We start from the raw sequence: 13,144 nt of genomic DNA on the forward strand, positions 1-13,144 counted from the left end.
TTCACTCCAATCTTATGATTTGCCGTTATCTTCGGCAGATGCGCCTTTTTCAAGCGCCTTCCATGATAATGTTGCACATTTGATGCGGGCAGGGAATTTTGCCACTCCCTGTAGCGCCTCAATGTCACCAAGATCAATGGAATCGTCGTATTCTTTTCCTAGCATCATATCGGAGAAAATCTGAGACATTTTCAAAGCTGTTTCAATATCTTTCCCTTTAATCGCCTGCGTCATCATCGAGGCAGATGCCATCGAAATCGAGCATCCTTCTCCTTCAAATTTCGCATCCGTGACTTTATCGTCTTCGATTTTCATCGTAAGACGAATGCGGTCACCACACGTTGGGTTGTTCATATCGACGACAATGCTGTCGTTTAGCACACCTTTGTTTCTCGGATTTTTATAATGATCCATAATCACTTGTCTGTACAGTGTGTCTAAGTTTACATTAAAAGACATTCGTAAAATACTCCTTTGTCTTACGGAGCGCTGCAATGAGCCTGTCAATCTCTTCTTCTGTATTATACAGATAGAAGCTTGCTCTTGCAGTCGCTGATACACCAAGCCATTTCATAAGCGGCTGTGCACAGTGGTGTCCAGCACGAATGGCGACACCTTCCGTATCCAGAACAGTTGATGCATCATGCGGATGGACATCGTCTAAGTTAAACGTCACAAGCCCAGCTCGGTGCTGCGGTCCATAAACAGTCGCACCGTCAAGTTCCTTAAAGCGCTCAAGCGCGTAAGTCGCAAGCTGATGCTCGTAACGGCTGACTTCCTCCATACCAATGTCATTTAAGAAGTCAATTGCTTTTCCTAGTCCAACTGCTCCAGCAATAATCGGTGTTCCCGCTTCAAATTTCCACGGCAGCTCTTTCCATGTGGAATCATATAGATCCACAAAGTCGATCATTTCACCGCCAAACTCAGCAGGCTCCATATTATTCAAAAGGTCCTTCTTCCCGTAAAGCACACCGATGCCAGTCGGTCCACACATTTTATGCCCAGAGAATGCGAAAAAGTCACAATCTAGATCCTGAACATCAATTTGCATGTGCGGAGTGCTTTGCGCACCGTCGACGACAATGATTGCCCCATGATCGTGGGCAATTTTGGCGATTTCTTTAATCGGGTTGATGGTTCCTAATACGTTTGAGACATGTGTGACAGCGACGATTTTCGTTTGATGTGTGATCGTTTGCTTCACATCTTCAAGCGATAGCGTGCCGTCTTCCTGTAACGGAATGTATTTCAATGTGGCGCCAGTTGCTTTTGCTGCTTGCTGCCAAGGGATGATATTCGCATGATGCTCCATATGCGTAATGACAATCTCATCGCCTTCTTTGAGGTTGGCTCTAGCATAGCTGATCGCCACTGTGTTTAGCGCAGTTGTTGTACCTCTAGTAAAAATAATCTCCTGAACAGATGAAGCACGGATGAATGCACGAACTTTCTCTCTCGCACCCTCGTATGCGTCCGTTGCTCTTGTGCCAAGGGTATGAACACCCCTGTGGACGTTCGAGTTGTAAGACCGGTAATACTCATTCATTGCATCAATGACCACTCTTGGTTTTTGAGAAGTCGCTGCACTGTCCAAATACACCAAATCATGTCCGTTCACTTGCTGATGAAGGATTGGAAATTGCTCACGAACGTCTTTGATATTCATTATTTTACTTTCCTTTCAATCACAGAAACAAGCTGCTTTTTAACTCCTTCAATCGGCAGTTCTTTTACAACTGGATTTAAGAAGCCGTAAATCACAAGTCTTTCTGCATCTTCTTTGGAAATCCCGCGGCTCATGAGGTAGTACAATTGAATTGGATCGACACGTCCAACAGAAGCGGCGTGCCCTGCTGTCACATCATCTTCATCAATTAAAAGAATTGGGTTTGCGTCACCGCGTGCTTTCTCACTCAGCATGAGGACACGTGATTCCTGCTCTGCATTTGACTTCGTTGCGCCATGCTCGATTTTACCAATTCCGTTAAAGATAGAGGATGCTTGATCCTTCATCACACCATGCTTCAAGATATATCCTTCAGAGTTTTTACCGAAGTGGATGATGCTTGTTGTGAAGTTTTCCGTTTGGTTTCCTCGGCCGACAACAACTGATTTCGTATCACCGAATGTACCGTCGCCCATCAGTTTTGTGATGTTTTCAGATACGACGTCTCCATCATTCATCAGGCCAAGCGCCCATTCGATTTTACTGTCACGGCCATTTGCCATACCGCGTCTGTTTACATATACTGTGACTCCTTCTGCAAGGTTATCTACAGCACCGTATGTGACGCGGGCGTTAGCGCCTGTGAACACTTCAGAAACGATATTGAAGATCGCTTCTTCCGGTTTTGCTGTACTGATGTAGTTTTCTACATATGTCACAGCACTATGATCGTCTGCTACAACGATGACATGGTTGAACAAAGTCGTTTCGTTATTTTCATGAAGATAAACAGCTTGAATTGGTGCTTCAAGCTCTACGTTTTTCGGTACATAGAGGAAAGCCCCGCCATTCACTAAAGCAGCATGTAAAGCTGTTAGTTTATGCTCATCCACTTTCACTGCATCTGTCATGAAGTATTGTTTCACTAATTCTCCATGCTCGCGGATCGCTGTATGAAGATCAGTGAAGATCACACCTTTGTCTTTCGCTTCAGCTGAAAGAGACAAATAGGCCGGCGTTTGATCACGCTGAATGTAAACTGTCTTATCTGTGTCCTCTAAATCAATAAGAGATTTCACTTCTTCAGGAAGCTCTTCTAATGATCCAAATGGCGCACTTTCGACTGTATGCTGTTTGAAATTCGTTAAATTCCATTTTGAAATATTCGTTTTATCAGGCTTTGGCATTGGGAGGTCTTCTGCTTTTTCAAGAGCCTGTAAGCGAAGGGAGCTCATCCATGCCGGTTCCTGATGCTTCTCGGAGAAGCTTTTGACATAATCTTGATCTACTGATAATTTCGTTTCTAATGTCATCAATAATCCTCCTAACGCTTACGCTTCTTGACCAACAGTTTCGTCTTCAATTCCTAACTCTTTTTTAATCCAATCATAGCCTTCTGCTTCTAGACGCTGCGCAAGTTCTGGTCCGCCAGATTTCACAATACGGCCTTGCATCATGACATGAACGTGATCTGGTGTGATGTAGTTCAGCAGGCGCTGATAGTGAGTGATCATTAAGCAGCCGAAGCTTTCGCCGCGCATTTTGTTAATTCCTTTAGAAACAACTTTCAAGGCATCGATATCAAGACCAGAATCGATTTCGTCAAGGATGGCGATCTTTGGTTCAATCATCATTAATTGAAGAATTTCGTTGCGTTTTTTCTCCCCGCCTGAGAAACCTTCGTTTAGGTAGCGCTGTGCCATATCTGGATCCATTTCAAGGAACTCCATGTTTTCGTCCATTTTGCGGATGAATTTCATAAGAGAGATTTCATCGCCTTCTTCTCTGCGTGCGTTAATTGCAGAACGAAGGAAGTCAGCATTTGTAACACCGCTGATTTCAGATGGGTATTGCATCGCAAGGAAAAGACCAGCTTGAGCGCGCTCATCTACTTCCATTTCAAGGACATCTTCGCCATCAAGCAAGATGCTGCCTTTTGTTACTTCATATTTAGGGTGACCCATAATGGCAGCAGATAAAGTAGATTTACCTGTTCCGTTAGGTCCCATTACTGCGTGGAATTCTCCACCTTTTATCTCGAGGTTTACACCCTTTAAGATTTCTTTCCCTTCAATCTCAACGTGCAAGTCCTTAATTGTTAATGTCGAAGCAGTCATATATCGATACCTCCAAAATAATCATTATTCTCAATTTATTCTCATTCTAATTTTATAACAAATTAAAACTGAATACAACACATTCACGATAAGCGTGAGAGGATGCTCTCAAAATTCTAACAAAAAAAGCAGGTAGATAAAAGGATTTATGTCGAAAAGACTGTTTTCATAAAGAAAGGGCGGGAAACTGTTCTCCCCGCCCCTCAGCTATTATTAGCCTCGTATATTCATTTTTGCGAGCTGTCTTTTCTCATCTCGATAGGACTGCTCTCGTTTATATTCCACTTTCATCCGTAAGTCATGGTCTCTTTCGTACTCTGCATAGCTCATGCCATGAGCTTGATGCATGGCCTTTTCCATCTCGGCGGTATAATCCAATCCTAGTGTACTATGGTCCGAACAAATAATAAACCATTCCCTTCCTTGAGTGTAGCTTTATTGTAGCAAACGTATGCGGCTTCACTCAAAAGGGATATGACACCCTATGCTGGCATATTTTCTCACACAAACGGATGAGAAGCGCTCAACTCCCTGATATGGAAAAATACCGTGTTATGCTTCCCTTAATGCGTCTGTCCTCCAAATTCATCAATACATTGCTGAACGACAGTGATTCCTTGGCTTAGTGCTGCCCCGCCGCCAAAAGCTGCTGCTACGCTGACAACCTCCAGCAAATTCTCTTCTGTCGCCCCTTGATCGAGCGCTCCCTTTGTATGATAAATCATGCAGTATTCGTCCTGTGCATGAATACTGATGCCAAGGGCAATCATTTGTTTTTCTTTTTGCGTTAATGAATCGCTTTGGAAGCACTGCTCCGTAAATTCATTGAATTTCTTTCCAAACACCGGCATTTTCTTCTGGAATTCACCCATTGCGGTTTTATAATCAGTCAGTGATTGCTGCATGGATCCGCTCATATGCTGTTCATTCATCTTGATTCCATCCCTTCAGGTCATTTGTACGTTTTTATTATGAGCGAGATTTGAAAAAATACACAAAAAACCTCGCTTTGGTAGAAGCGAGGTTGAAATGTTGTTATTCAGATACAGGCAATACTGCACCATCATATTTTTTGTCGATGAATTCTTTGATTTTATCAGAGTGAAGAACTTCCATTAATGTCTTGATCTTATCTGATTTTTCGTCACCTTTGCGAACCGCAACGATGTTTGCATATGGGTTGTTCTTTGTTTGCTCAAGTTCGATTGAATCTTTTTTCGGATTCAATTTATTTTGGATCGCATAGTTGACGTTGATGAATACAGCATCGCCTTCACTGTTTTCATAAGCTTTCGCAGTTAATTCAGGCGCGATTTTTTTGAATTTTAGGTTCTTTGGGTTTTCTTTAATGTTCTTTACTGTTGCGTTGATTGTATCAACCTTTGGATCAAGCTTGATGACACCAGCATTTTGCAGCAGGGCAAGCATACGGCCTTGTTCAGCTACGTTGTTTGTCATGATGATTGTGCCGCCGTTTGGAATATCTTTTACAGATTTGTATTTCTTAGAGTAGATACCGAAAGGCTCAAGGTGAACCGCACCAGCACTCACTAGGTTATAATCTTTGTTTGATTTATTTTCTTCGTTTAAGTAAGGGATATGTTGGAAAAAGTTCGCATCCACTTCTTTTTCAGCTAACGCTTTGTTGTACATTTTATAATCGCTAAGCACTTTCACTTTTAAATCGTAGCCTTTTTCTTTTAGAAGTGGTTTTGCTTCTTCAAGAATTTCGGCATGAGGCGTTTTTGAAGCGGCAACCGTAATGGTTTTGCTTTCACTTGCGTTATTAGATGAACCGCACGCAGCTAAAATACCTGCAAATGCTAGAAATAGTGCACTTAAAATCAATTTCTTCATGAATAAATCCTCCCTTAACGTTTATCAATTTTATTTGTAATCAAATCACCGATTATTTGAATAATAAAGACGATGATGAGAATAAACACAGTAGCTACAAGTGTGACATCTGTATTACCAGATTGGTACCCTTCCACATAGGCGAGGTCTCCAAGTCCGCCTGCTCCAATTGCACCTGCAATCGCAGTAGAGCCAATCAGAGCAATTGCTGTTACGGTAATACCTGAAATAAGGGCTGGCAATGATTCTGGCAGCAATACTTTGAAAATGATTGTCGACGTTTTTGCTCCCATTGATCGTGCTGCTTCAATGACTCCTTTGTCTACCTCACGCAGTGCAATTTCGACAAGACGTGCATAGAATGGAGCTGACCCTATGACAAGGGCAGGGAGTGCTGCATTTGGGCCTAAAATCGTATGCATTAAGAATTTCGTAAACCCTAGTAATAAAATAATTAAAATGATAAAAGGAATCGATCTGAAAATATTGACGACAGCGCCGATGACAGCATTTATCGGTTTATTTTCCCAAAGACCGCCTTTTCCTGTAAGGAAGAGCAGGAGCCCTAAGATAATCCCGATTGCAAAGGCAAATGCCAATGAAATCAGTGTCATATACACCGTTTCACCTGTTGCACTCCAGATGACGTCTAAATCAACGTTCGGAAACCATTTCTCAAACATGTGTCATCACCTCGATTTCAACCTGTTTGCTTTGGATATAGGCGATGGCTTTTTCTACCTCAGTCACTTCTCCATTAATGTGGATAAAGAGTGTTCCAAACGCGCCTTCCTGCGTTTGAGAAATCTTCCCTTGAAGGATGTTCACATCGACCTTGAAGGATCGAATGATTTCAGTGATCAGCGGCTGCTCGGCAGAATCTCCGATAAAGGACAACCGTACGACCTGACCTTCTTTTACTCGTTCTAAGACGTGCTCAATTGTTTCTTTCGCTTCCTCTGGTTCTGCAAGCTGTTGCACAAATCGTTTCGTCATTTCTTCCTTCGGTTGTCTGAAGACGCGTAATACTTCGCCTTCTTCGACAATGCGTCCATTTTCCATGACCGCAACGCGATGACAAATTTTGCGAATGACGTGCATTTCGTGTGTTATCAGCACAATCGTGAGCCCTAGTCGTTTATTGATATCCGCCAAAAGTTCAAGGATCGAATCGGTCGTTTGCGGATCTAGCGCAGATGTCGCTTCGTCACATAGAAGAACCTTTGGATCATTCGCTAATGCTCTCGCAATGCCGACACGCTGTTTTTGCCCGCCGCTCAGCTGAGACGGATATGCATTTTCTTTTCCTTCTAAACCGACCAATTTAATCAGTTCATTCGCACGTTCTCTCCGTTTTGATGTCGGTACACCTGCGATCTCAAGCGGGAACATAATATTTTGTCTCACTGTTCTTGACCAAAGCAAATTAAAGTGCTGGAAGATCATGCTGATTTCTTGTCTTGCTTTCCGAAGTTTCGCATTCGATACTTCATTGATCCGGTTGCCTGCCACTTCAACAATTCCTTCTGTTGGCAGCTCCAGACCGTTTAATAGGCGAATAAGCGAGCTTTTTCCTGCACCGCTATACCCGATAATTCCGAATATTTCACCTTTATCAATATCCAGGTTGACGTCTTTCACGGCATCAACATTTCCGCTTTTTGAATGGTACGTTTTTGATACATTCTGTAAATGAATCACAGTCTGATCACCTGCTTTCTTGCTGAATCTATAGGTTTCCATCACATACGTTATTTATTCTTCTTTCTGTCATGACTCTAGCCTGACGCCAGGTCAGTAAAAAAGACCTAACTGCAACGCAAGCAGAAAGGCCTTTTATGTCAATTACGCCTTTCTCTCATCTTTCAAAGCGCTGCGGCTTTGAGTGAATTGGCACCAATTTCAGCTATGCTGACGGTTGCCGGGTTTCATAGGGCACGTCCCTCCACCTCTCTTAATAAGAGAAAATATGTTGTTTTATGTGATGTTCATGTTTTTACTAACGTAGAATATCATGCTACCCGAGATATGTCAACGCTGTAAATCGCTAATTTCCAAGTAAACAACTACGTTATCATTTTTCGAAAAAAACCGTTCGTCAGCCAAAGCACTGCCTCTAATCTAAGGAGCGCACGGAATGACCCTTTGACTTTGACTTGTCCCCTGCTGATTAACTGCTGTAAGGACATATCTCCGTCTAATAATTGAAGAATTTCTTTCCTCTCACCATAAAAGATGAGATCCGATAACTCAATTGCAGGTAGTTTCTTCACTTCACCACGTTCATCCACAATCAATGTACAAGAGTCAGTTTCCGCCTCAAATGTAATCTTCAAGGATGATGATGAGAGCAGCGGTTTTAATAATAAACGCTGCCCTGTGTTTCCATGGGCTTTCACATTTTCCACATGTATAACCTCCCTGTCATTTGGTTATACATAACATTTCTCTACAAACATCTTCTTGTCCTTTATAAATAACTCGACAAATTTTCAAATGAATTTCTTGAAATATGACAAAAAACCGCTTTATTTAGCGGTTTCAATCATTTCATGAAGATATGGAACTGAGTGAAAGGCATAGCCTTTTTGCACCAATTTACCTTTTTTAAACAGTAGAAAGCAAGGAACACTCTCGATCTCAAATGCTTTCGCAAAGCCTGGAGAGTAGTTTAAATTGTTTTCGTAAAAAGGTACATCCGGCTGCATGGCGTCTACGACTGCCAGCATTTTCTTTGCCAGCTGGCATGTTCCGCAAAACGGTGTATATAAGTATAAAAGAAATAAATCGTCCTCTATCTCCTTGAATTCGTGTTCTTCAATCTCTTTCATATACGTCCACCCTCATAAATATTTCGAATGAACATCAATGTTTGCAGCTAATAGGATAGATGCAATGTGGGCTGAGGGTGAAGCGGCCACTTCGCGGTACGTTCTGTCGACAAAAAGATGAAGTGCTTCAGGGAATTCTTTTCGAAATTGCTTCCGCAGTTTGTCGCCTGCATCGTCACTGTCAGCTAATATGTAAACGTCTTTCCCCAATAAATCGTCCACAAGCTGATCCAGCTTCGATGTACTGATCGTGCCATTGGTGCAAATGATGGTAACAGGTTCACTTATGACTTCTTTTAGCTTTTGTTTGTCTGTTTTACCTTCTACAATGATGACCTTTTCTATCTCGACATTCATCACGATCACCCGGCCCTTTTGACGTTGATTCACTTCTTCCTTAGATTACAATCTTTCATTCAGGTTGTAAAGATTGAGCGCCTCGTCATCAAAAAGACTGCAGCTTCTGTTCACTGCAGTCTCATCTGTGATTAGCACCAGCCATTTTCATCGTCACAGTCAACATATTTTTCTGTCCCGTCGGTCAATGTATCCGTTAGACGATAAAAACGATTTTGATCATAGGAATATCCCGATTTCAGCTCATATTGGTTTTCACTAATCATCGTGCCAATCTCTTCATTTTGATGATAAAGCACCATGCCGCTTTCTTTGAATCGTCCAGTGACATGCTCTGTTATATCCACCTGTTCTTTTTGAAAAGACAAATTGGACACCCCCCATAAAGGTAGAGTGTCCAATTTCACATGAATTAGTCTTCTTTTGTCATTTCTTCATATTGCTCAGCCGTCATTAAGTTCTCAATTTCAGATGCATCAGCTGGTTCTACAACGATCATCCATGCCTTTTCGTATGGAGAGTCGTTGACGAATTCTGGGCTGTCATCCAGCTCATCGTTCACTTCAACAATTGTGCCATTGATCGGTGCATAAAGTTCAGAAACTGTTTTCACTGATTCTACACTTCCGAAAGGCTCGTCCGCTGTGATTTTGTCTCCTACTTCAGGAAGCTCAACGAACACGATATCGCCCAGCTCGGATTGAGCAAAATGCGTAATACCGATACGCACCTTATCTCCTTCTACTTTGACCCATTCATGTTCTTCTGAATAACGTAAATCTTTTGGTGTGCTCATTCAATACCCCTCCAGTCTTTTCTTACAATCTATATTGAAGATACCACAATCTGAATGAAAGTTACATCATTTCCAGACGCTTTTAAATGTATCTTCATTAAATCCTACCGTGACTCGTTTTCCGTCTGTTGTAATCGGGCGCTTAATCAGCATTCCGTTAGACGCGAGTAATTCTAGCTGCTCGTCCTCTGACATTGCAGGAAGTTGATCTTTCAGCTGCAGCTCCCGGTATTTTTGCCCGCTTGTATTAAAGAATTTCTTCAGCTCTAAACCGCTTTTTTCGTAAAGGGCTTTTAATGTTTCTTTATCAGGCGTCTCTTCAACGATATGTATGCTGTTGATGTCTTTATTGTGTGCTTCCAGCCACTTTTTTGCTTTTCGGCATGTACCGCAAGATGGGTATTCGTAAAAATCTAAAGCCACCATTTTCACCTCCTGCAAATTGTGACAACATTTTATCACAAAATATTTTAAAAACCTAAATGTATGCTTACAAAAAGGTGCGGAGTGATATCCGCACCTTTAACCCGCCCTTATACGATATATTTCTCTGCTTCAAAGATTCGTTTTGCCACTTCGCGCTTTTTGGCGATGACATTGATCGGCGTAAATCTTGTCAGCTTGCGAAGGGCTGACAGGCTCATGCGGAGTGAATCTCCTTCCTCCATCGCAATCAAGGATTCTTTTGCATGGGCTTCAATCTTTAAGAAAGCTTCCTGCGTGAAAATTTGAGTGTAAACAAGCTTTTGAGCATTCTTTTCTGCCCCTGTTGCAGCGATTGCCTTTTCTGTACGCAGAACCGCTGATTCAGCAGCAAAAATTTCATTGACGATATCGGCTATGTTCACAAGAATTTCTTGCTCTTTGTCTAAGGCTTTCCCGTATTTCATTGCTGCCATACCAGCCACCATTAAGGCGATCTTTTTTGCATGGGCGAGCAAATATTTTTCTTGATCGAGCGGCTGATTGCCTGGCTCTTCCGGCATCATCATCATCAGCTCTTCCTGTAAGGTTTGCGCTTTTTGAAGCAGCGGAAGCTCTCCTTTCATCGCTTTCTTCAAGAATGTACCTGGTACAAGTAAACGATTGATTTCGTTTGTCCCTTCAAAAATACGGTTAATTCGTGAGTCGCGATAGGCTCTTTCGACCTCGTATTCTTGCATGAATCCATATCCGCCGTGAATCTGCACGCCTTCATCCACAACATAATCTAACGTTTCAGAGCCAAGCACTTTACAGAGAGAACATTCAATCGCATATTCCGCAATGGATTGAGCAATTTGTTTGCCGTCTTTTTGCTCTTCATCACTTAATAGCCCCATCCGCTGTTCAAATAATCCAACCGTGCGGTAAACTGCACTTTCCATCGCATAGAGCTTTGCTGACATATTGGCTGCTTTTTCACCAATTAAGCTGAATTGAGAAATTGGTGTTTTGAACTGCTTACGCTGGTTCGCATATTCTGCCGACAATTGAATGACGCGCTTTGATGCACCGATTGTGCCGACTGCCAGCTTATAGCGCCCAATATTCAAAATGTTAAAGGCAATCACATGACCTCTGCCGGCTTCACCGAGCAAATTCTCCTTCGGTACTTGGGCATCTTCAAGAATTAATGTTCTTGTCGATGATCCTTTAATGCCCATCTTTTTCTCCTCAGGTCCCGTTTTGACACCTGGAAAATCCTTTTCGACGATAAAAGCAGAGAAGTGTTCACCATCAATCTTCGCATACACAACAAAGACATCGGCAAATGCGGAGTTTGTGATCCACTGCTTTTCTCCATTCAGGACATAATGAGTACCTGCTTCATTCAGAACTGCGGTTGTTTTTGCTCCAAGAGCGTCAGAGCCTGATCCTGGCTCAGTGAGTGCGTACGCCGCAATGGTTTCACCAGAGGCGAGTCCAGGCAGGTACGTTTCCTTTTGCGCTTGATTTCCGAAGAGCACGATCGGCAGAGAACCAATACCGACATGAGCACCATAGGAAAGTGAGAAGCTTCCTGCTCTAGCGAATTTTTCAGTAATGATCGCTGAACTGATTTTATCTAATCCAAGCCCGCCGAATTCTTCAGGCACATCGGCTCCTAAAAGTCCAAGCTCACCAGCCTTTTTGAGAAGCCTGACCGAATGCTCGAACTCATGGTTTTCAATTTGATCAATATGCGGAACAACATCTTGTAAAATATAATCCTCTGTTGTTTTTCCAATCATTTGATGTTCATCAGAGAAATCCTCCGGTGTAAAAATATGCTCATAATTCGTCTCATCAATTAAAAAGCTTCCACCCTTTTTTACATCTTCCAATGCTTTCATCCTGATTTCCCCCTTTAGATCAATTCAAAAATGCCTGCTGCTCCCATGCCCCCGCCGATACACATTGTGACAATGCCAAATTGCTCGTTTCGCCGTTTCATTTCATGAATCAGTGACAGCGTTAGTTTCGTTCCTGTACAGCCGAGCGGATGTCCGAGCGCAATGGCCCCGCCATTGACATTCACCTTTTCCTCATCAATTCCTAAATGGCGAATGACTTGAATTGCCTGAGAAGCAAACGCTTCGTTTAATTCAAACAGACCAATATCCTTCAGCTCAAGTCCAGCGATTTTCAGCGCACGCGGAATGGCTTCAACCGGACCGATTCCCATCACTTCAGGCGGTACACCGCCAACAGCAAATGCTCTGAATTTAGCGAGCGGCTGAAGAGAAAGTGAGGAGGCTTTCTCGCGGTCCATCATCATCACACACGCAGCCCCGTCACTTGTCTGCGAAGAGTTCCCTGCGGTCACTGTGCCTTTTGTCGAAAAGGCTGGACGCAATGTGGAAAGAATCTCCTCCGTTGTGCCTGCTCTCACACCTTCATCCTGTGAGAACGTGAATTGATGCTCTTCTAATTGATATTGCTCTCCTACCCGTCGCTCTGTTACATCAACCGGTACAATTTCATCTGAAAATTTCCCTTCTTGAAGTGCCTTTGCTGCCTTTTGATGACTTCTCACCGCAAAGGCGTCCTGATCTTGACGTGTGACCTGATACTTTTGCGCCACTTGCTCTGCCGTGTGACCCATGCTCATGTAGTATTCAGGCGCTTGCTCTGCCAAGAGAGCATTCGGACGAATGGAATGACCCATCATCGGCACCTGCGACATCGATTCGACTCCTCCGGCTAAAATCGTTTCTGCCTGCCCAAGCATAATTCGTTCACCCGCATAAGCGATAGATTGAAGTCCGGACGAGCAGTAGCGGTTTATGGTGATGGCAGGTACTGTATAAGGAAGTCCCGCTAATGCTCCAATATTTCGGGCCACATTTAACCCCTGCTCTGCTTCTGGCGTTGCACAACCAATGATCAAATCATCTATCTGTCCGTCGTATTCACCCGCACGCTTTAACGTTTCTTTTACACATAATGCGCCCATATCATCAGGACGGACATGTTTTAACGATCCTTTTTTCGCCTTCCCTACTGGTGTTCTTGCGCCAGCGACAATGACTGCTTCTCTCATTTTGACTCCCCC

17 protein-coding genes and 1 riboswitch are annotated in these 13,144 nt (G+C 43.0%); all 17 genes read right to left on the reverse strand.

The annotated features are described in order from the left end of the window. Nucleotides 1-12: 12 nt before the first annotated feature. Nucleotides 13-459 carry a Fe-S cluster assembly sulfur transfer protein SufU gene (gene sufU, locus NSU13_RS15105; RefSeq protein ID WP_041115744.1) on the reverse strand — a complete coding sequence of 149 codons (447 nt, stop codon included), beginning with the start codon at nucleotides 457-459 and terminating at the stop codon, nucleotides 13-15. Next, nucleotides 449-1,669 (reverse strand): cysteine desulfurase, encoded by a 1,221-nt coding sequence (locus NSU13_RS15110; RefSeq protein WP_046313268.1) that lies wholly within the window; start codon nucleotides 1,667-1,669, stop codon nucleotides 449-451. Before NSU13_RS15110 ends, sufU begins: the two co-directional genes overlap by 11 nt. Beyond that, nucleotides 1,669-2,982 carry a Fe-S cluster assembly protein SufD gene (sufD, locus tag NSU13_RS15115; protein WP_061110052.1) on the reverse strand — a complete coding sequence of 438 codons (1,314 nt, stop codon included), beginning with the start codon at nucleotides 2,980-2,982 and terminating at the stop codon, nucleotides 1,669-1,671. The genes NSU13_RS15110 and sufD overlap by 1 nt, the downstream gene beginning before the upstream one ends. Before the next feature lie 18 nt (nucleotides 2,983-3,000). Next, on the reverse strand, nucleotides 3,001-3,786 hold the full coding sequence (gene sufC, locus NSU13_RS15120) for a Fe-S cluster assembly ATPase SufC (RefSeq protein WP_007500355.1): 786 nt from the start codon (nucleotides 3,784-3,786) through the stop codon (nucleotides 3,001-3,003). Between the two features lie 213 nt (nucleotides 3,787-3,999). Beyond that, on the reverse strand, nucleotides 4,000-4,134 hold the full coding sequence (locus NSU13_RS15125; protein WP_254965641.1) for a hypothetical protein: 135 nt from the start codon (nucleotides 4,132-4,134) through the stop codon (nucleotides 4,000-4,002). 215 nt (nucleotides 4,135-4,349) lie between these two features. Next, nucleotides 4,350-4,718: a carboxymuconolactone decarboxylase family protein gene (locus NSU13_RS15130; protein ID WP_003212803.1), complete on the reverse strand. Its 369-nt coding sequence runs from the start codon at nucleotides 4,716-4,718 to the stop codon at nucleotides 4,350-4,352. A 103-nt stretch (nucleotides 4,719-4,821) separates the two neighbouring features. Further along, a complete protein-coding gene (gene metQ / locus NSU13_RS15135) occupies nucleotides 4,822-5,643 on the reverse strand; it encodes a methionine ABC transporter substrate-binding lipoprotein MetQ (protein WP_024426003.1) in 822 nt (273 codons plus the stop codon). A gap of 14 nt (nucleotides 5,644-5,657) precedes the next feature. Then, entirely contained in the window at nucleotides 5,658-6,326 is a 669-nt protein-coding gene (locus NSU13_RS15140) for a methionine ABC transporter permease (RefSeq protein WP_024423401.1), read from the reverse strand. Further along, the gene (locus tag NSU13_RS15145; protein WP_061110360.1) at nucleotides 6,319-7,344 is read right to left on the reverse strand and encodes a methionine ABC transporter ATP-binding protein; all 1,026 of its coding nucleotides are present in this window, start codon (nucleotides 7,342-7,344) and stop codon (nucleotides 6,319-6,321) included. Before NSU13_RS15145 ends, NSU13_RS15140 begins: the two co-directional genes overlap by 8 nt. Nucleotides 7,345-7,498: 154 nt before the next feature. Next, nucleotides 7,499-7,607: riboswitch (SAM riboswitch) on the reverse strand. Nucleotides 7,608-7,709: 102 nt separating this feature from the next. Further along, nucleotides 7,710-8,051, reverse strand: coding sequence for an SCP2 sterol-binding domain-containing protein (locus tag NSU13_RS15150; protein WP_024423403.1), 342 nt, complete (start codon nucleotides 8,049-8,051; stop codon nucleotides 7,710-7,712). 120 nt (nucleotides 8,052-8,171) lie between these two features. Then, entirely contained in the window at nucleotides 8,172-8,474 is a 303-nt protein-coding gene (locus NSU13_RS15155) for a thioredoxin family protein (RefSeq protein WP_142945144.1), read from the reverse strand. Nucleotides 8,475-8,486: 12 nt separating this feature from the next. Continuing rightward, nucleotides 8,487-8,831, reverse strand: coding sequence for a toprim domain-containing protein (locus tag NSU13_RS15160; RefSeq protein ID WP_034281437.1), 345 nt, complete (start codon nucleotides 8,829-8,831; stop codon nucleotides 8,487-8,489). Between the two features lie 131 nt (nucleotides 8,832-8,962). Then, nucleotides 8,963-9,199, reverse strand: a complete 237-nt coding sequence (locus NSU13_RS15165; RefSeq protein ID WP_039181284.1) for a YusG family protein — start codon at nucleotides 9,197-9,199, stop codon at nucleotides 8,963-8,965. A 44-nt stretch (nucleotides 9,200-9,243) separates the two neighbouring features. Beyond that, nucleotides 9,244-9,627: a glycine cleavage system protein GcvH gene (gcvH, locus tag NSU13_RS15170; RefSeq protein ID WP_008347039.1), complete on the reverse strand. Its 384-nt coding sequence runs from the start codon at nucleotides 9,625-9,627 to the stop codon at nucleotides 9,244-9,246. A gap of 66 nt (nucleotides 9,628-9,693) precedes the next feature. After that, nucleotides 9,694-10,050: an arsenate reductase family protein gene (locus NSU13_RS15175; RefSeq protein WP_024423406.1), complete on the reverse strand. Its 357-nt coding sequence runs from the start codon at nucleotides 10,048-10,050 to the stop codon at nucleotides 9,694-9,696. Between the two features lie 110 nt (nucleotides 10,051-10,160). Beyond that, nucleotides 10,161-11,942 (reverse strand): acyl-CoA dehydrogenase family protein, encoded by a 1,782-nt coding sequence (locus NSU13_RS15180; protein WP_176967225.1) that lies wholly within the window; start codon nucleotides 11,940-11,942, stop codon nucleotides 10,161-10,163. 14 nt (nucleotides 11,943-11,956) lie between these two features. Continuing rightward, nucleotides 11,957-13,132 (reverse strand): acetyl-CoA C-acetyltransferase, encoded by a 1,176-nt coding sequence (locus NSU13_RS15185; RefSeq protein WP_041088345.1) that lies wholly within the window; start codon nucleotides 13,130-13,132, stop codon nucleotides 11,957-11,959. Nucleotides 13,133-13,144: the final 12 nt, after the last annotated feature.

The sequence above is a fragment of the Bacillus sp. FSL M8-0049 genome (assembly GCF_038593355.1).
GTDB lineage: Bacteria > Bacillota > Bacilli > Bacillales > Bacillaceae > Bacillus > Bacillus safensis.

Coding starts and splice junctions, on each gene's coding strand:
- sufU (WP_041115744.1), bottom strand. CDS start 459: ATGTCTTTTAATGTAAACTTAGACACACTGTACAGACAAGTGATTATG.
- NSU13_RS15110 (WP_046313268.1), bottom strand. CDS start 1,669: ATGAATATCAAAGACGTTCGTGAGCAATTTCCAATCCTTCATCAGCAA.
- sufD (WP_061110052.1), bottom strand. CDS start 2,982: ATGACATTAGAAACGAAATTATCAGTAGATCAAGATTATGTCAAAAGC.
- sufC (WP_007500355.1), bottom strand. CDS start 3,786: ATGACTGCTTCGACATTAACAATTAAGGACTTGCACGTTGAGATTGAA.
- NSU13_RS15125 (WP_254965641.1), bottom strand. CDS start 4,134: ATGCATCAAGCTCATGGCATGAGCTATGCAGAGTACGAAAGAGACCAT.
- NSU13_RS15130 (WP_003212803.1), bottom strand. CDS start 4,718: ATGAATGAACAGCATATGAGCGGATCCATGCAGCAATCACTGACTGAT.
- metQ (WP_024426003.1), bottom strand. CDS start 5,643: ATGAAGAAATTGATTTTAAGTGCACTATTTCTAGCATTTGCAGGTATT.
- NSU13_RS15140 (WP_024423401.1), bottom strand. CDS start 6,326: ATGTTTGAGAAATGGTTTCCGAACGTTGATTTAGACGTCATCTGGAGT.
- NSU13_RS15155 (WP_142945144.1), bottom strand. CDS start 8,474: ATGAAAGAGATTGAAGAACACGAATTCAAGGAGATAGAGGACGATTTA.
- NSU13_RS15160 (WP_034281437.1), bottom strand. CDS start 8,831: ATGAATGTCGAGATAGAAAAGGTCATCATTGTAGAAGGTAAAACAGAC.
- gcvH (WP_008347039.1), bottom strand. CDS start 9,627: ATGAGCACACCAAAAGATTTACGTTATTCAGAAGAACATGAATGGGTC.
- NSU13_RS15180 (WP_176967225.1), bottom strand. CDS start 11,942: ATGAAAGCATTGGAAGATGTAAAAAAGGGTGGAAGCTTTTTAATTGAT.
- NSU13_RS15185 (WP_041088345.1), bottom strand. CDS start 13,132: ATGAGAGAAGCAGTCATTGTCGCTGGCGCAAGAACACCAGTAGGGAAG.